Annotated in this window: 15 protein-coding genes; 12 read left to right on the top strand and 3 right to left on the bottom strand. The window is 51.2% G+C overall.

The window, feature by feature from the left end; all coding sequences use genetic code 11:
• The first annotated feature begins 493 nt into the window (after positions 1–493).
• From SBI19_RS22820 to SBI19_RS22805, 4 genes are all read left to right on the top strand, one after another.
• Positions 494–2,275 (top strand): peptidoglycan D,D-transpeptidase FtsI family protein, encoded by a 1,782-nt coding sequence (locus tag SBI19_RS22820; protein ID WP_317971831.1) that lies wholly within the window; start codon positions 494–496, stop codon positions 2,273–2,275.
• 288 nt (positions 2,276–2,563) lie between these two features.
• Positions 2,564–3,292 carry an ABC transporter ATP-binding protein gene (locus tag SBI19_RS22815; RefSeq protein ID WP_317971830.1) on the top strand — a complete coding sequence of 243 codons (729 nt, stop codon included), beginning with the start codon at positions 2,564–2,566 and terminating at the stop codon, positions 3,290–3,292.
• Positions 3,277–4,011 (top strand): ABC transporter permease, encoded by a 735-nt coding sequence (locus tag SBI19_RS22810; RefSeq protein ID WP_317971829.1) that lies wholly within the window; start codon positions 3,277–3,279, stop codon positions 4,009–4,011. The genes SBI19_RS22815 and SBI19_RS22810 overlap by 16 nt, the downstream gene beginning before the upstream one ends.
• Positions 4,012–4,021: 10 nt before the next feature.
• Positions 4,022–4,744, top strand: a complete 723-nt coding sequence (locus SBI19_RS22805; RefSeq protein WP_317971828.1) for a MerR family transcriptional regulator — start codon at positions 4,022–4,024, stop codon at positions 4,742–4,744.
• A 216-nt stretch (positions 4,745–4,960) separates the two neighbouring features.
• On the opposite strand, the gene SBI19_RS22800 is transcribed toward SBI19_RS22805, so the two are convergent.
• Positions 4,961–6,091, bottom strand: a complete 1,131-nt coding sequence (locus tag SBI19_RS22800; RefSeq protein ID WP_317971827.1) for an AI-2E family transporter — start codon at positions 6,089–6,091, stop codon at positions 4,961–4,963.
• Positions 6,092–6,298: 207 nt separating this feature from the next.
• Here SBI19_RS22800 and SBI19_RS22795 point away from each other — a divergent pair, with 207 nt between their 5' ends.
• Together SBI19_RS22795 and SBI19_RS22790 are read left to right on the top strand one after the other, a co-directional pair.
• A complete protein-coding gene (locus tag SBI19_RS22795; protein ID WP_317971826.1) occupies positions 6,299–7,738 on the top strand; it encodes a polysaccharide deacetylase family protein in 1,440 nt (479 codons plus the stop codon).
• Between the two features lie 236 nt (positions 7,739–7,974).
• The gene (locus SBI19_RS22790; RefSeq protein ID WP_317971825.1) at positions 7,975–8,415 is read left to right on the top strand and encodes a VanZ family protein; all 441 of its coding nucleotides are present in this window, start codon (positions 7,975–7,977) and stop codon (positions 8,413–8,415) included.
• Positions 8,416–8,469: 54 nt separating this feature from the next.
• Here the strand turns inward: SBI19_RS22790 and ilvD are convergent, their stop codons facing one another.
• Positions 8,470–10,140, bottom strand: a complete 1,671-nt coding sequence (ilvD, locus tag SBI19_RS22785) for a dihydroxy-acid dehydratase (protein ID WP_317971833.1) — start codon at positions 10,138–10,140, stop codon at positions 8,470–8,472.
• Between the two features lie 643 nt (positions 10,141–10,783).
• Between ilvD and SBI19_RS22780 the strand changes: the two genes are divergently transcribed.
• Genes SBI19_RS22780 through SBI19_RS22755 form a run of 6 tightly spaced genes read left to right on the top strand, consistent with a single transcriptional unit; the run spans position 10,784 to position 15,541 of the window.
• On the top strand, positions 10,784–11,089 hold the full coding sequence (locus tag SBI19_RS22780) for an urease subunit gamma (RefSeq protein ID WP_317971824.1): 306 nt from the start codon (positions 10,784–10,786) through the stop codon (positions 11,087–11,089).
• A gap of 4 nt (positions 11,090–11,093) precedes the next feature.
• Positions 11,094–11,462: an urease subunit beta gene (locus SBI19_RS22775; protein ID WP_317971823.1), complete on the top strand. Its 369-nt coding sequence runs from the start codon at positions 11,094–11,096 to the stop codon at positions 11,460–11,462.
• On the top strand, positions 11,459–13,174 hold the full coding sequence (gene ureC, locus SBI19_RS22770; RefSeq protein ID WP_317971822.1) for an urease subunit alpha: 1,716 nt from the start codon (positions 11,459–11,461) through the stop codon (positions 13,172–13,174). The genes SBI19_RS22775 and ureC overlap by 4 nt, the downstream gene beginning before the upstream one ends.
• A 3-nt stretch (positions 13,175–13,177) precedes the next feature.
• Entirely contained in the window at positions 13,178–13,864 is a 687-nt protein-coding gene (locus SBI19_RS22765) for an urease accessory protein UreF (RefSeq protein WP_317971821.1), read from the top strand.
• Between the two features lie 32 nt (positions 13,865–13,896).
• Positions 13,897–14,694, top strand: a complete 798-nt coding sequence (ureG, locus tag SBI19_RS22760) for an urease accessory protein UreG (RefSeq protein ID WP_317971820.1) — start codon at positions 13,897–13,899, stop codon at positions 14,692–14,694.
• Positions 14,588–15,541 carry an urease accessory protein UreD gene (locus SBI19_RS22755; protein WP_317971832.1) on the top strand — a complete coding sequence of 318 codons (954 nt, stop codon included), beginning with the start codon at positions 14,588–14,590 and terminating at the stop codon, positions 15,539–15,541. The genes ureG and SBI19_RS22755 overlap by 107 nt, the downstream gene beginning before the upstream one ends.
• 143 nt (positions 15,542–15,684) lie before the next feature.
• Here SBI19_RS22755 and SBI19_RS22750 read toward each other — a convergent pair whose 3' ends face one another.
• The gene (locus tag SBI19_RS22750; protein WP_317971819.1) at positions 15,685–16,662 is read right to left on the bottom strand and encodes a LacI family DNA-binding transcriptional regulator; all 978 of its coding nucleotides are present in this window, start codon (positions 16,660–16,662) and stop codon (positions 15,685–15,687) included.
• Positions 16,663–16,869: the final 207 nt, after the last annotated feature.

The following is a 16,869-nucleotide window of genomic DNA, read 5'->3' as shown; positions in this document are numbered from 1 at the left end:
AGGGGACGGGAGTCCCATGGGGTCCTCCCTAACAGGGAGGATTTAGGTGGGTAGAACAATTGGTTTATAAGCGACGCAGTCAAGAATAGGGGGCCAAGGGGCGCAGCCCCTTACCACCACGAACAAGAGTTGTACCCTACAGGGTACACGACTCTCAGCACGGAGTAACTCAGCATCACCATAAGGCGATCACACGGTTGTTCCGGGGTCCAGGGGACGGGAGTCCCATGGGGTCCTCCCTAGCAGGGAGGATTTAGGTGGGTAGAACAATTGGTTTATAAGCGACGCAGTCATCGGTAGAAAAAAATGGTTTATAAGCGACGCAGTCATCGATAGAAATAAATGGTTTATAAGCGACGCAGTCATTGATAGAAAAGGATGGGGGTCCAAGGGGCACAGCCCCTCGGGTCCTACCTTGCAGGGAGGACTTAGGCGGGTAGAAAACGGCAATAATGACTAACACTGAAAGGATGAAGCGGGGGCAACGGTTGTTTTGCGTAGACGACTGATAGGGATTGCAGTAGCGATGACGGTGTTATTCGGCATATTTGAGTGGAGATTGAGTGTGATGGAGCTGTGGCCGAGGTCGAAGTCGGGGGACCGAATGGTCGCGCGACAGGCTGTCGAGCAGCGTGACAAGGAGCTTGTCATCGATGCGGGGCGCGGGGAATTTTTTGATCGGAATGGTGTTCCGCTGACAGGACAATCCATTGAAGCGCTTGGGTTATTCCCTGTGCCGGCTGGGCAGCGTGGAGAGCTGAAACAATTGAGCCGGCTTGCAGCAGTGCTAGAAGTGTCTGTGCAGCAACTTCAAGCTCATTTGAAAGAGCTAAAGGAGCCTGGCTACTGGCTGGAAGACGGCGGCGGACATCCGCATGCGCTTACGGATAAACAGCTCGAGGAATTAAAGACTATCCATGTGAACGGCGTGCGTGTTGTACCGTATCGGCTGCGATACAAGGCGCCTTATATCGCTTCGCAAACAATTGGTTATATTAGTCAGCATCCTGAACGGATTAAGTCGGTATATGGACATGAGTATGCAACAGGAGAGCTGAAGCTTAACTCCATTATTGGGGGAGCTGGATTAGAGCGTTCCCTTGATCGGCTGCTGAGAGGGGACGGACAGACGACAGCTTCCTATTATACCGATGCGTATGGTCAGCCGCTGCAAGGGTTGGATGTGCGTGTGACGGCTCCTGTTAACCGTTTGTACCCTCTTCAAGTTGTAACGACGTTGGATGCGTCGCTGCAAGCAGAGATTGAGGCGTATGCGGATCGAAGCGGATTGAAGCAGGGCGCGATAGTCGTATTGGATTTGGCCACCCGCGATATTGTTACGATGGTTTCAAGGCCCCGCTTAAATCCGGAGCAGGTAGACGCCTCCTCTTCGGCGACAGCGAATCATGCTATTCGTGCAGTTGAACCAGGCTCAATATTCAAACTGGTGACGGAAGCGGCTGCACTAGAAGCAGGTGTGTCTGTGCCATCCGAAACGTTCCACTGCAATGGAGAATACGGACGTTATGGTTTGTCCGACTGGAAGGCAGGGGGACATGGAGATCTAACGCTTCGAGAGGGGCTGGCCAAGTCATGCAACATTGTATTCGCCGCTATAGCAGAACGATTAACCGCACAACAGCTCGCGGACACGGCATTCCGACTCGGCATTGGCCGGCAGATTGGCTGGCATTCGGAGCAGTCGGTTGGCCCGCTTACAGGACCTATTCGACTGTTGGAGGAAGAAGAAGCGGGTCAAATTTACGCTCGTAAACAAACAACGGTTGATGGAGGGGTCATGGCCCAGACGGGCATCGGCCAACGGGATGTACGGATTTCGCCGCTACAAGCTGCGAATATGATCGCTACGATTGTGAATATGGGCCATGTTGTAGAACCGCGCATCGTACGAGAGATTCGCTATGCGAACGGTCAACGGCTCGTATCGATTCCTCCGCATGAAGCGGCTTCGCCGCTCGGCAGATTGTCGCCTGCCACGGCGCATGAGCTGATGGAGGGAATGCAGTTAGTTGTCCAAATAGGAACCGGACGATCGATCCAGAACGGTGAATGGGATGCGGCAGGCAAATCAGGGACTGCACAAGTCATTCACGACGGTGTAGATCGTGTGAATCAATGGTTCATCGGCTACGGACCCTTGAAGTCCCCCAAATATGCAATCGCCGTATTAGCGGAGAATCGTACCCCTAACAGTGCGAATGAAGCGACGAAGTTGTTTCGCGCCATATTAGATATTGCAGCTTCGAAACAGTAAAGGGGTGAAAATGGAAAAACTTACCATTGAAACAATTGAATTACTCTGGGATTAAAGCACAAATGTCTGACGTTTAGTTTCCTTTGACGGAATTAGAGCGCGATGCGTGTATGATAATCCGTCGGATAAAATAAACAAATATATAGAAGCGCAGCAAACAAAGTAGAAAACCATCGTCTTCATTGTGACGATGGTTTTTTTCTTGTTAACCGCAAAGCCTCCAATGTAACACCACCCCTTGGTCTCTTTGTTATAGTGGCTTTGTAAGTCAAAGAGGAGGAAACAAACATGATCTTAACCGTCAAAAACTTATCAGTCGCATATGGCACTAAAGAAGCTGTTGAAAACATTAGTTTTAACGTCAAGGCCGGCGAGGTAATTGGGTTACTAGGAGCAAATGGTGCAGGCAAATCGTCTACAATTGCAGCAGTGCTTGGGATTGTGAAGAGTAATTACAAAGAGCTTAACATGCTCGGCAAATCACCAATTCTTCATCGAAAGGAAGTTTTTCAAGAGGTGGGTGTACAGTTTCAAGAAACCAATTTCCAAGATAAATTAACGGTGAGCGAGGCATGCGAGCAGTGGGAATCGCTTTATAACACAACTGCTGATGTACCTCAGCTCTTACAAAGACTCGGTCTGGTTGGAAAGGAAACGCAACTTGTAAAGTCTCTTTCAGGGGGGGAACGCCAACGCTTAGCGGTGTTGCTGGCTTTAATTTCTAATCCTAAGCTTGTTTTCCTAGATGAGCTAACAACAGGACTAGATACAAGGGCTCGACGAATGCTTTGGAAACAGCTTTTAGAGATGAAGGAAAATGGGCTGGCAATTGTCCTGACATCACACTACATGGACGAGGTTGAGGCGTTATGCGACAAGATCTTGATTTTGAAGGAAGGCAAGACCGTCTTTCATGGGACAATCCAAGAGGCGATCTGTACAAGCAATAAGCCCTCGATGGAAAGCGCGTACCTTTATTTTGCAGGCGAGGAGGACGAGTTATGCGTACATTTTTAACCTTTTTAAAAATTGAGGGTAAGCTGGTTTGGAAGGGCATTGATATTCTGATTTTTGGGGTTTGCTTTCCGATTATATTAGCCGCCTTATTTGGCTATCTACTAAGTAAGGATGATCTAACGGGTGCTTCTAATTTTGAACTATCATACGCAGCTGTAATTACAATTGGAGTACTAGCAACGGGTGTTATGGGTGTCCCACTAACCATTGCAGATTACCGCCACCGAGGGATTCTAAAACGATTCCAAGTGACACCTGTGTCCCCTCTCCAAATTTTATTTGCCCAAGGACTGATTCAGCTTTCTTCAGCTCTCGTCTCCTTTATCGGTGTCACGCTTGTTTACTACTTATTATTTGATTATGAATTAAAAGGCTCTTGGTTGGTATTTCTTCTGACTTACTGTTTTGTCATTACAGCAATGTATAGTATCGGAATTTTTATTGGAAGTGTAGTGCCTGACCAAAAGTCAGCAAATATATGGAGCTCTATTGCTTATTTCTCAATGTTACTATTTTCAGGAGCAACGATCCCGTATGAAGCCATGCCTCGATTCTTTCAGTGGTTGATGGATATAATGCCGCTTTCTCATGGGATTCACTTATTAAAGCAGGCAACTACCGGAGAGGCTATAACAGCTGGACTCTTTCATATCGTGGTTTTAGGTCTATGCATCGTAATCGGAATGTGGGGAACAATTAAATTTTTTAAATGGAAGTAGGGTGCGTCGGGTGTACAATACAGCAGAAATCGCAGCAATGGTTGGGGTACACCCTAACACAGTGCGCATTTATGAGAAATGGGGTTTTATTTCACATGTGCCAAGGAAAGCAAATGGCTATCGTATCTATTCAGACGACCATTTATTTCAGTTAAAGATCGCAAGAACACTGTTTCGGTGTGAGATTGTGCAAGGGGATTTTCGTAAAAGGGCGCGTGCAATTGTGTATGCCTGCGGAAAAGAAGATTATGCGAATGCTGAAAAACTAACAAAAAACTACCTCATCAATCTAGAACGCGAATACGTTCACGCCTTATCTGCAACAGATGTTGTTGAGAAATGGTTGAGAAAACTTCCTACTGTCAGTACACGCACATATTCTCGAAAGGAAGTGGCACTACTTTTGGACGCCACATCCGAAACTGTACGTAATTGGGAACGCAACGGACTTATCACCGTTCCGAGAATGGACAATGGTGATCGGGCATACGGGGAACGGGAACTTGAACAGCTGCGTGTTATTCGTAGTTTAAGAAGCGCACATTACTCGATTAATGCCATTTCACGTCTACTTAAACAAATACATCAACCGAGACCTGATGTTTTTACGATCTTGAACACACCAACAGACGAAGAAGATATCGTATCAATAACGGATCAATTAGGTAAATCATTATTAGAAGCCATAGCAGATGCAAGAACTACATTAGCTTTGTTTCATGAAAAAACATGAACGTGATGTATTAATGGTAATTGTTAATTTTCCGAGTCGCAGCTTGTCGAAAGCACAACGATATTGATCGTTCTGTAATGTGACTTGAGAGAACAATCCCAGACTTACAAGTCCGTGATAAGTCGCATACATCTATGTTTTCTCTCCTTTACTCACAATAAAAGCCGCCCTACGACAAGCGTTGCATGGAAACGCTTGTCGTAGGGCGGCTTTTTTTTAATTTTCAATAGGGGGACTCTCAGGCTCTATCTCGGTACTATTGTTGTCGAACTCGCCCTGCGGTGTTCGAATCCAACGATGGAAGTACCGTTGATCGTATAACGCCTTAATCAGAATGATCAGAATCGGGGACAGGATAACACCGGCGATGCCGAACAACGAAAGCGAAATAATCATGAAGGTGAGCATGGTGAAAGCCGAAACGCCAAGCGTGTCACCTGTTATCTTCGGTTCAAGAATCTGACGAGCCAATACAACGACGAGGAACAGGACGGACACCCAGATTGCGAGCGACGTATGGCCGACGACGAACAAATAAATAATCCACGGCACGAACACAGTGCCGACGCCAAGCAGCGGCAGCACATCGAATATCCCGCTGACGACAGCGATCGTGAAGGCGTTCTGCACGCCGAGCAGCAGCAGCGAAACGAAGATAACGGCGAATGTGATGGAGATCAGCTTAAGCTGTGACTTCAAATAAGCGCCGATACCTTTAAATACGTTGTCACGCAGAAACTCGAATGCGATTTTGAACGTCTTCGGTGTTTTCTCAGCCGCTGTACGCTTCCAATCCTTAATCTCAACGCTCAAGAAGTAAGCCAGGATGATGCCGATCGAGAAATTGAAGATGAAAGCCGAGAAGCTGGTTAAATAGTTCGTTATTGTGATTAAGAAGGATTGTGCAATCGATGAACCTTTACTTGTGACATAATCAACCACTTTATCAAACTGGCTTAGGATGTCAGGCGGCATGCTGTCCACCTGGGAGGAGATCCAGTCCGAATGGGCTTCGACTTGTTCGCGCAGTAACTGTTGATATTTGGGCAAATTCGCAATGAGCCGATTCGCTTGGTCGGCAATAATAAAACCTGCCCCGAGGAAGATACTTATTATAACGAGTGTGAACAATAAAACGCTGATTGCGGAAGCGATCGATTTCTTCATGCCGAGCTTATTCAGCCAGCGTGCAGGCGGCTCAATGAATAGATAAATAAAGAATGATAAGAATACGGGAGTCGCGAGCTTATACAAATAGCTGAAAGCAAACATGGTTAAGTAAACGGTCAAAGCGATGAGGGCGATATCGAAGGCGGTCCTCCAATATTTTTTGTAAAACACAATCATTAGAGCAGCTCCCTTTCATCTAATAGGTTCATCTATATGCCTAGCAAGCTTGAATTGTATATTACTGGTAATGAAGGATAACATACTTCTTCCATTGTACTACACTTCGCATTTTGATGCCTATTTATGCTGAACGTATGTTACAATAAATAGTGGGCTTTCGCTAGGTATACACGAACTACATATTGAATCTGGTGGGAATAAGCTATGCAAAATTTATTGCTGTTATTGTTCTACGCGCTGACCTTCTACGCTTTTCTCCCTGGGTTAGTCAGCCGAATGTTCGGCTTCCGCGCATTCAAGCGAGGACGCGTTAAGCGTGAAATTGCACTTACATTCGATGATGGTCCGGATCCGCGCTATACGCCGCTGCTGCTCGACTTGTTGAAGCGATTCAACGCCAAAGCGACGTTCTTCGTCGTCGGAGCACATGCGGAGAAGCATCCGGAATTGTTGAGACGCATGCACGAAGAGGGCCATGTCATCGGCATTCATAATTACGAGCACAAAACGAACTGGTTAATGCGGCCGAAGACGGTGAAGTGGCATATTCGCCGGACGCAAGAAATTATTAAAAGCGCAACCGGTCAAGACGCCGTTTACTATCGTCCGCCATGGGGCATCGTGAATGCGTTCGATTATTCCCTGGGCAATTTACAAATTATTTTGTGGTCGGGCATATTCGGCGATTGGAGATATCGGCAGGGAGTAGACCGACTTCGTCAACGAATGATGAAGAAGATGCGTCCAGGAGAGGTTCTGCTGCTCCACGATTGCGGGATGACACCAGGTGCGGATGAACGAGCTCCTGAGAATATGATTAAAGCGCTCGAAGGATATTTGACAGAGGGAGAACGCCGAGGTTTTCAATTTGTCGGTATCGATGAGATGATCGCATTGACAGATAAGACAATTGGGCTGGTGCCAAGCCGATTCAAGCGAGTGTTGATCTGGCTGTGGCTCCGTTGGGAAGGTCTGTTCCACCGTGTTTTCCGCACGAAACCGATCGGCTCGCCTAGTCCATCCTTCCATTATCGTTTGATCCAATATCATGGCGCTTCCCTTGACATTGGCAGTGGCCAGACATTACTGAATGGTGATTCCATCGTAGAATTGCACTTCGATAATAAAGTGCTGGCCGAGATCGCACACAAATCAGCTTCGCCGATTGCAGCTGCAATCAGGCTTGTTCGCATGGTAGAGAAGCAGCTGCCAACGATAGCAGAAGTGCTCTCTCGTGATCCCAAGGCAAGGGAAGCCAAAACACTCTACGGCGTCACCATGATTCATCGGGGAGCTACCAAGCTTGGCTTCAGTGTTCATGAACTGCCGGCAGGGCTATTCGCGTCCATGTCCAAGCTTTATCTAAAGGTGCTTATGCGCGTATTGACGCCGACGGCTAAGCATGCGGAATCGGATAAGCGGAGCAGCCGTCCTGCGGTAGAGATGAGGCCGCATATTCTGACTTACCCCATTCAAGAGCTGCTGAAGCTTGCTTCTACACAATCGAAGGGGGCAGCAAGTAAGAAGGTTGAAGCAGAGGAGAAACCTCATTCAACGATGCAGAGCACCGTTCAAGCGCCGCAGGAGCTCGAGCTGGATTTTGATCGCCTTGAAGGTTCGCTTGCTGGCAAGGCTGGCAGGTAATACAACGATACAGTATAACAAATTAATACGTTAGGCATCCATAATCGTGCCGGTATATCGAGAATGCAGCATTTTTCGATGTGCCGGTTTTTATTTAGGGAAATTGTGGTAAGTATTGAGGGGATGTACGATGGACACGTTTGATGCAATCATTGAGAAGCGGAACAAAGAAATGATGCAGCAATCATCGCTCTATTTCGGAGGCTCTTCTGCGCCGAATTAAGCGGGGGGGGAGGGTGAGAGTAGAAGTGGCATCAAGGAGCGGCAGAAGCATGGTGGCAGGACTGACGATACTGTATGGCTGTGTGCTGGTGTACTGGATGTTTTTTGCGTTCAACCGAGCACATTTCACAGATTACCGATATAACTTCATACCATTTGATACGATCAATCATTTTGTAGGCATTGCACGGGAAGCCCGCGGACCAGCGGTGCTTAATCTTTTCGGCAACGTGATCCCATTCATACCGTTTGGTCTTCTGCTGCCATTATCGGCAAGGCTGAATCCCATTGTATGGACGTTCGTGTTCGCCGCGGTGATCACGCTGCTGGAGATGCTGCAGCTTGTAACGAAACGTGGGATGTTCGATGTCGATGACATCATTCTCAATGTCCTCGGCTTCTTGATCGGATATGTTGTATTGTTTGTTGTTCGGTCATTATTATTTTCAAAATAATAAAAGAGGGGTTGTCCAATTGCTGGACAACCCCTCTTGTTATTCGGAATGAAATTAAGCTTTCAGAACCGCGCCGTTGCTTGCGTTCGTAACAAGCTTGGAGTAACGAGCGAGGTAACCCTTCGTTACTTTCGGCTCGAAACCTTGCCATTCTGCCTTACGACGCTCAAGCTCTTCTTCATCGATGAGCAGGTTGATCGTACGGTTGTTCAGGTCGAGTTCGATCTCTTCGCCGTCGCGAACGAATGCGAGCGGGCCGCCTTCAGCTGCCTCCGGCGAGATGTGACCGATGGAGATGCCGCGGGATGCGCCGGAGAAACGGCCGTCTGTAATCAGGCCAACCTTCGCGCCGAGACCCATACCCATGATTTGGGACGTAGGTGCAAGCATCTCTGGCATGCCAGGGCCGCCCTTCGGTCCTTCATAACGGATAACAACTACGTGGCCTTCTTTGATCTTGCCGTTCGCGATGCCGGCGAGGCAATCTTCTTGCGAATCGAAGCAGATCGCAGGACCTTTATGATAGCCGCCAACCGATTTGTCGACAGCGCCGACTTTAACGATTGCGCCGCCTGGTGCGATGTTGCCGAACAGGACAGCCAGACCGCCGCGCTCGGTGTGCGGGTTGTCAAGCGTATGAATAACTTCTGTATTCAGAATGTCGCAGCCGGCAACGTTCTCGCGAAGCGTCTTGCCTGTTACCGTGAGAGTCTCGCCGTGCAGTGCGCCTTCCTTCTTGAACAGCTCGTTCAGAACGGCGCTTACGCCGCCTGCGTTGTGAACGTCTTCGATATGCCAATCCGATGCCGGTGCGATCTTCGCCAGATGCGGCACGCGGTTAGCGACTTCGTTAATGCGTTCGATCGGGTAGTCGATGCCAGCTTCGTGAGCCAGTGCGAGCGTGTGAAGAACCGTGTTCGTCGAACCGCCCATCGCCATGTCGACTGCGAATGCGTTGTCGATTGCTTCTTTCGTTACGATATCGCAAGGCTTGATATCCTGCTTGATCAGCTCCATGAGCTGGCGAGCGGATTGTTTCACGAATTCTTTGCGTTCCGGTGCAACGGCAAGAATCGTACCGTTGCCTGGCAGTGCAAGGCCAAGCGCTTCAGCCAAGCAGTTCATCGAGTTCGCCGTGAACATGCCGGAGCACGAACCGCAAGTTGGGCAGCCGAATTGCTCAAGTTCTGTCAGGCTCTTCTCGTCGATTTTGCCGGATTGGAATGCGCCAACGCCCTCGAATACGCTGGACAGCGAGATCGAACGGCCGTCGGACGTTTTGCCCGCTTTCATTGGGCCGCCGCTTACGAAGATCGTCGGAATGTTGATGCGCAGCGCTGCCATCATCATGCCTGGCGTAATTTTGTCACAGTTCGGGATACAGACCATGCCGTCGAACCAGTGAGCGTTAACTACCGTCTCAACGGAGTCAGCAATAATCTCGCGGCTTGCGAGCGAGTAACGCATGCCGATGTGGCCCATTGCGATACCGTCGTCTACGCCGATTGTGTTGAATTCGAATGGAACGCCGCCAGCTTCGCGGATCGCTTCTTTAACGATCTTGCCGAATTCTTGCAAGTGCACATGTCCTGGAACGATGTCGATGTACGAGTTGCAGACTGCGATGAATGGTTTGCCGAAGTCTTCCTCTTTGACGCCTGCCGCACGCAGCAAGCTGCGGTGAGGTGCACGGTCAAAGCCTTTTTTGATCATATCGGAACGCATTTTGTTTTTAGATGCCGACATTGAAGTCCCTCCCATGAGTTTGTCCATAGCAAATAGTTTACCACAACGATAGGTTCGTGACCACAGCAACGTATGGTTCAATCGGCTCTTGCAGCAGTCGAAATGTTAAGGAAAGTCTATAAAATTGACAAATATCGTTAATGAGATGTCGATTCAAGGAACAAACGAGGAAAGGTCTTGCTTGCTGGTCTGATCATAATACGGATCGCAGTACCGATGCTAGAGGAGAGTGATGCCAAACCGTCGTAAGTATGGATAATCGGGAAGTAAATCGTAGAATATTGGATTGAGACAAGTCCGAATGCGAGTTGATAGAAATTCATTCTTCAGGGAGCGTCAGGCAGATCAATTATAATAGTAGTACAATCTGTTACATAGAAGCCAGTTCTCTTAGGAGAGCTGGCTTTTTCATAGTGGTTGATTGGAGTGAGGAAGAAAGGTTGTGTCAGGAATTCGAACATTAAATGGCGGTTCGAAACTAAAAAGTCTCTTACAACAAACATTATGTTAGAAAACCTAACACAAAACTGTTTACACATTGGTGTGGGGCTACTATAATGTTGGTAAGTTATTCCTTGGTTATACGAATATATGCCATGAATGCGAGTGGAGAGGTGTTAGGATGCAACTGACAGAACGCGAGAAGGACAAATTGCTCATTACGGTAGCTGCCGATCTGGCGCGTCGGCGAATGCAGCGAGGTGTAAAGCTGAATTACCCAGAAAGCATCGCGCTTCTCACATCTGAAATTATGGAAGGCGCTCGCGATGGAATGACAGTCGCGCAATTAATGACGTATGGCACCACGATCCTGACACGTTCGCAAGTGATGGAAGGGATCGCTGAGATGATCCATGAGGTGCAGGTAGAAGCGACATTCCCTGACGGGACGAAGCTTGTGACCGTCCACCATCCGATAGGAGAGTGAAGCGATGATTCCAGGCGAATATCGGACAGCAAGCGGTCGAATTGAACTGAATGCAGGCCGCCAGACGGCTGAGCTGCTGGTCGTGAATACAGGTGACCGGCCGGTGCAGGTCGGATCGCATTTTCATTTTTTTGAGGTGAATCGTGCATTACGTTTCGACCGCAGAGCAGCGTTCGGCATGCGGTTGAATATCCCGGCCGGGACGGCGGTTCGTTTCGAGCCAGGCGAGGAGAAGCCGATCCAGCTCGTTGAGCTAGGTGGCGCAAAGCGTTCATTCGGGCTCAATGGACTGACGCTGGGCGAGGCGGTTCGCGGTGAGATGAGCATCGAAGTCAGCACAAGACTCAAGACGTGGGAGGAGGGCGTGGAATGAGCAGCATGGATCGAAGCAGCTATGCCCAAATGTTCGGCCCTACAACTGGCGATGCGGTGCGGCTGGCGGATACGGAGCTGTGGGCGCGCATTGAGAAGGACTATACCGTATATGGCGACGAGTGCAAATTCGGCGGCGGCAAAGTCATCCGTGACGGCATGGGACAATCAAGCGGAGCCCTTCGCGAAGAAGGCGTGCTCGATACGCTCATCACGAATGCCGTCATCATTGATCATTGGGGCATTGTGAAGGCTGATATCGGGATTAAGGATGGCCATATCGTTGGCATCGGCAAGGCGGGCAATCCCGACATTATGGACGGCGTTACGCCGGGCATGATCGCGGGCGCAAGCACCGAGATCATAGCAGGCGAGGGTCGAATCGTTACGGCGGGCGGAATCGATTCGCACATCCACTTCATCTGTCCGCAGCAGATCGAGACGGCGCTGTCTTCCGGCGTTACGACGATGATCGGCGGGGGTACGGGGCCGGCTACCGGAACGAACGCAACGACGGTAACGCCGGGTGCGTGGCATCTGTCCCGCATGCTGGAGGCGATTGAAGCTTTCCCCATGAACATCGGCTTAACGGGCAAGGGGAATGCGTCCTTCATCGGCCCGCTGGTCGAGCAGATTGAGGCAGGCGCTATCGGCCTTAAGCTGCACGAGGACTGGGGGACGACGCCTGCAGCGATTGATGTCTGTTTAGAGGCGGCCGATCAATACGATGTGCAGGTGGCGATTCATACAGATACGCTCAATGAAGCGGGCTTCCTCGAAGACACGTTGGCCGCGTTCAAGGGTCGGACGATTCATACGTACCATACTGAAGGGGCAGGCGGCGGCCATGCGCCGGATATTATCCGAGCGGCAGGCGAGCTGAACGTTTTGCCATCATCAACGAATCCGACACGCCCGTTCACGGTCAATACGATCGAAGAGCACCTCGATATGCTGATGGTGTGCCATCACCTCGACAGCCGAATTCCGGAGGATGTCGCCTTCGCGGATTCGCGCATTCGTCCGGAGACGATTGCGGCGGAAGATATTTTGCACGATATGGGCGTATTCAGCATGATCAGCTCCGACTCGCAGGCGATGGGCCGGGTAGGCGAGGTCGTTATTCGAACCTGGCAGACCGCGGATAAAATGAAGCGCCAGCGCGGACCGCTTGCGCCAGACGACACAGAGAGCGACAACTATCGCATCAAGCGGTATATCGCCAAATATACGATTAATCCAGCGATTACGCATGGCGTATCGCATCTTGTAGGCTCTATCGAGAACGGCAAATTCGCAGATCTCGTACTTTGGCAGCCGATGTTCTTCGGCGTGAAGCCCGATCTGGTGCTGAAAGGCGGCAGCATTGCCTATGCACAGATGGGCGATCCGAACGCCTCGATTCCGACGCCGCAGCCGGTGTGGGGACGTCCGATGTTCGCCTCCTTCGGGAAGCTGATCGCCAGCAGCTCGATTACGTTCGTCTCGCAGGCTGCTTATGACCGCGGGATCAAAGAACGGCTTGGTCTTACGAAGCGAGTGGAGCCGATTCGCGGCTGCCGCTCGATCTCGAAGAAGGACATGATTCATAACGATGCGACGCCGCGCATTGAAGTCGACCCTGAGACATACCGGGTAACGGTGGACGGGGAAACCGTCACCTGCGAACCTGCCGAGGTGCTGCCGATGGCGCAGCGCTACTTCTTGTTCTAATTCATGATTAGGCATTGGCTGGCCTTACAGCAGCTCCTCGATTCCGCGCTGCCGATCGGCGGCTTCTCCCACTCGTTCGGGCTGGAGACGATGGTACAGGAAGAACAGCTGGTCGACAGCCGCGCGCTTGAGGCGTATGTGCAGACGATGCTTCGGCAAAGCTGGGCGACGAGCGATGCGATGGTCATTAAGGCGGTGTACCGCGATGCGGACGCAGGCGAGTGGGAACGGGTGTGGGCAGTGGAACGGCTCGTCCATACGCAGCGGCTCGCGGCGGAAACAAGGTCGGGCGTGGAGAAAATGGGCAAGCGGCTGCTGAAGCTTGCTGCCGACATGTGGCCCGGTCTGAACTGGCAGCCTGTGACGGAGGCGGCTCGCGCAGGCCGCTGCCTATCGACGCATCCGATGGCGCACGGATATATCTGCTGGCAGCTTGGCGTACCGCTGCAGCAGGCAATGGAGAGCTATTGGTATGCATGCATCGTTACCTGCATCAACAGCGCCCTTCGACTCATGTCGATCGGGCAGACAGAAGGGCAGAGGTTAATCGCGCGTCTGACGCCGCTTACGGAAGAGGCGCGGAAGATTGCCGAAGGCTTAGAGCCGGAGGAAGCCTATTCCAATATGCCGTTGGCGGAGCTGGCGATGATGCGGCATGAGACGCTCTATTCGCGTTTATTCATGTCTTAAACATAATTCGATCATTCATGGGAGGGTTTTATATGTGCCAAGGACAAGGTCATAGTCATAATGAGTGGGTAACGCCGGAGATCGATGCTTCCCGTCCGATTCGTATCGGTATCGGAGGTCCGGTAGGTTCGGGCAAGACGGCGCTGGTGGAACGACTTGCAAGAGAACTGAAGAACAAATACAGCGTAGCTGTCATTACGAATGATATTTATACGAAGGAAGATGCCCGCATTCTCGCAGCGACTGGCGTATTGCCGGAAGAGCGAATCATTGGCGTAGAGACGGGCGGCTGCCCGCATACGGCGGTTCGTGAGGATGCTTCGATGAACTTCGAAGCGATCGAAGAGCTGGAGAGCCGCTTCTCGCCGCTTGATATTATTTTTATCGAGAGCGGCGGAGACAATCTTGCGGCGGCGTTCAGCCCCGAGCTGGCAGACCGATTCATCTACATTATCGACGTGGCGCAGGGCGAGAAAATTCCGCGTAAAGGCGGCCCAGGCATTATGCGTTCCGATCTGCTCGTCATTAACAAAATCGACCTTGCTCCACATGTCGGCGCAAGTCTTCGTGTCATGGGCGACGATTCGAAGCGGATGCGCGGCGAACGTCCGTTCATCTTCTCCAACCTGCTTGGCGAGAGCGGCGTGCAGGACATTGTAAATTGGCTGGAACATGAGATCGCACATGCCAAAGGGCTTGCGCATTCGCATGAACATCACGAGCATGCGGCAGGCGCTGAGCATTCGCACGGACATTCGGATGGACATTCGCATGCGCACAAGCCGCATGACCATCATCACCACGATCACGATCATGATCACTCGCACTAAGGCCCGCGAAGATGCCGCGCTGGGACTGACCAGGCTTCAAGCGTCTTTCGAGCAGCATGGCAATCGAACGGTAATGACGAACAAGTACCATACCGCGCCGTTGAAGATTGCGAAAGCTTTTCCGCTTGAGGCAGGGCTGGGTGTCATTGTGATGGACGTATCGCCTGGCCTTCTTGACGGCGATCGATATGAGCTGGAGTGGAACTGCGGTCCTGGCAGCCGGTTGTTCCTTACGAATCAATCGTACACCAAGGTGCATCCGGCAGGAGCGAAGGGCGGTGCGGTGCTGCGTCAGTCATTCGTGCTGGAGGAAAATGCGATCGTGGAGCATATGCCGGAGCCGATTATGCTGTATAAGCAGGCGGCATTGCGGAGCGATACCGAAGTACGGCTTGCTCCAGGTTCTTTGTGGATGCAAGCGGATGTCTGGTGTCCGGGGCGTACGCTGCGCGGCGAAACGTTCTTATATGATCGATTCGATAGTCGTCTCACGGTGCGGTACGGGGAGGAGTTGATTGGCTCGCAGCGCCAATTGATCGAGCCTGCTATGCAGCGGCTGAATGTGCCGGGAAGCTGGGGCGGCGCGACTCATATCGGCACGCTGTTTGCTTTCGGCGACCGAATTGGAGCTCAGCAGGTGGAAGCCGTGCGGGAAGCAGTCGCTTCGCTGCCTGCGCGCAGCGAATACGGGCTGACCGTCGGCGCGTCGCTGACGCATCGTCATGGCCTTGCGGTCATGGCGGCGGGAACGGCGGCTTGGCCGCTGCAGGAAGCGCTCCGTGCCGCATGGAGCGCACTGCGCTTATCGCTGCTTGGCGAACCGCCGCACGTGCTTGTTCAGGTATAACAGAGAGTCATGATGCCTGCACTTCATGCAAGGATTTCAAGTCAATCATTCCATTGATGACTATAACAAAGAAGAGCTGTCGCAAAGCATCCCATGATGCCTCTGCGACAGCTCTTCTTGCTTCGCCACGATAATCAACGTAATCAGTCCGAATCCCGATGGATGTAGGCAGGCGATAACGATGTCCGATCAGGCACCTTATCGACCGATTCGATGGCGAGCAGCAGCGTGTCCACGACGGCCGCTGCAATATCGGCTTCGGGCACGCCGACGGCCGAGATCGGAATTTCCAGCTGCTCCATATGCGGAATATGGTCATAGCTGATGATCGCAATATCTTGCGGGACTGTGATGCCTTCGCCTTGGAAGGCGCGAATAATGCCTGCGGCCAGATCGTAGCTGCCGCTAATGACAGCCGTTGGCCGATCGTTCAGCTTGAGCAGCTGCTTGGCAGCGTGGTAGCCATTCTGCCAGAGCAGGCCATGAGAGTCAATGATCCATTCATCTTGACAAGGCAAGCCCGCTTGATGGAGCCCTTCCTTGAATCCGATCCACTTCTCCTGCTGCTGCGCGGATGCTTCCGCATAAGGGCCGATATAAGCGATGCGCTCGTAGCCTCTGCCGGCAAGCTGCTCGACTGCGAGTCGAATCGCTTCGCGGCGATTCATATCCACATACGGAACGCCGGGCTTAATCGGCATGCCGATGGAGATCATCGGTGTCCTTCGATGGGATGGACGAGCGATGATGTCCGCTGTGCTTTCTTCGAATAACAGAATGGCATCGGCACGCAGATTCTCGAACGTGGCAATCGCTTCCTGCGGTTCGTGAATGGACAGCAGCGCGGTCAGCCCTTTCTCTGCGAGACGACGCTGAATCGATGTGACGAGCGATGAAAGCGCGGCGCGGTCGATGCCCGGCCAGACGATGCCGACTAGTCCGGTACGTTTGGTCACGAGGCTTCTGGCAGCTAGATTCGGCGTATAACCGAGCGCTTCCGCCGCTTCCATCACTTTGCGTTTGGTCGATTCCTTCACTAGCGGACTATTATTGAGCGCCTTGGCTACGGTCGAGTAGCTGACGCCGACTTGCTTGGAAATATCTTTAATCGTAACGGACATGAAGGAGCTCTCCTTTGTCACCATGCTAACAGTGCGTGATCGCAAGCGTTCTTGCTGGAACAACCTCTATCGATTAATGTTATCGGAAAGGACTATGCCTATTATATAGGGACAGCCTGTCAAACGGCTATAAAAGCATCCGTTTTGTTTGCAAACTATCCTATTATCATCATGAATAGAGCGCTTACAATGAAGGGGCGAATGAAT

The sequence above is a fragment of the Paenibacillus sp. CCS19 genome, assembly GCF_033239625.1.
Classification (GTDB): Bacteria; Bacillota; Bacilli; order Paenibacillales; family Paenibacillaceae; genus Paenibacillus_T.
This window is presented reverse-complemented; position numbering and strand designations above follow the sequence as displayed.

Coding starts and splice junctions, on each gene's coding strand:
- SBI19_RS22815 (WP_317971830.1), top strand. CDS start 2,564: ATGATCTTAACCGTCAAAAACTTATCAGTCGCATATGGCACTAAAGAA.
- SBI19_RS22810 (WP_317971829.1), top strand. CDS start 3,277: ATGCGTACATTTTTAACCTTTTTAAAAATTGAGGGTAAGCTGGTTTGG.
- SBI19_RS22800 (WP_317971827.1), bottom strand. CDS start 6,091: ATGATTGTGTTTTACAAAAAATATTGGAGGACCGCCTTCGATATCGCC.
- SBI19_RS22795 (WP_317971826.1), top strand. CDS start 6,299: ATGCAAAATTTATTGCTGTTATTGTTCTACGCGCTGACCTTCTACGCT.
- ilvD (WP_317971833.1), bottom strand. CDS start 10,140: ATGCGTTCCGATATGATCAAAAAAGGCTTTGACCGTGCACCTCACCGC.
- SBI19_RS22780 (WP_317971824.1), top strand. CDS start 10,784: ATGCAACTGACAGAACGCGAGAAGGACAAATTGCTCATTACGGTAGCT.
- SBI19_RS22775 (WP_317971823.1), top strand. CDS start 11,094: ATGATTCCAGGCGAATATCGGACAGCAAGCGGTCGAATTGAACTGAAT.
- ureC (WP_317971822.1), top strand. CDS start 11,459: ATGAGCAGCATGGATCGAAGCAGCTATGCCCAAATGTTCGGCCCTACA.
- SBI19_RS22765 (WP_317971821.1), top strand. CDS start 13,178: ATGATTAGGCATTGGCTGGCCTTACAGCAGCTCCTCGATTCCGCGCTG.
- ureG (WP_317971820.1), top strand. CDS start 13,897: ATGTGCCAAGGACAAGGTCATAGTCATAATGAGTGGGTAACGCCGGAG.
- SBI19_RS22755 (WP_317971832.1), top strand. CDS start 14,588: ATGCGGCAGGCGCTGAGCATTCGCACGGACATTCGGATGGACATTCGC.
- SBI19_RS22750 (WP_317971819.1), bottom strand. CDS start 16,662: ATGTCCGTTACGATTAAAGATATTTCCAAGCAAGTCGGCGTCAGCTAC.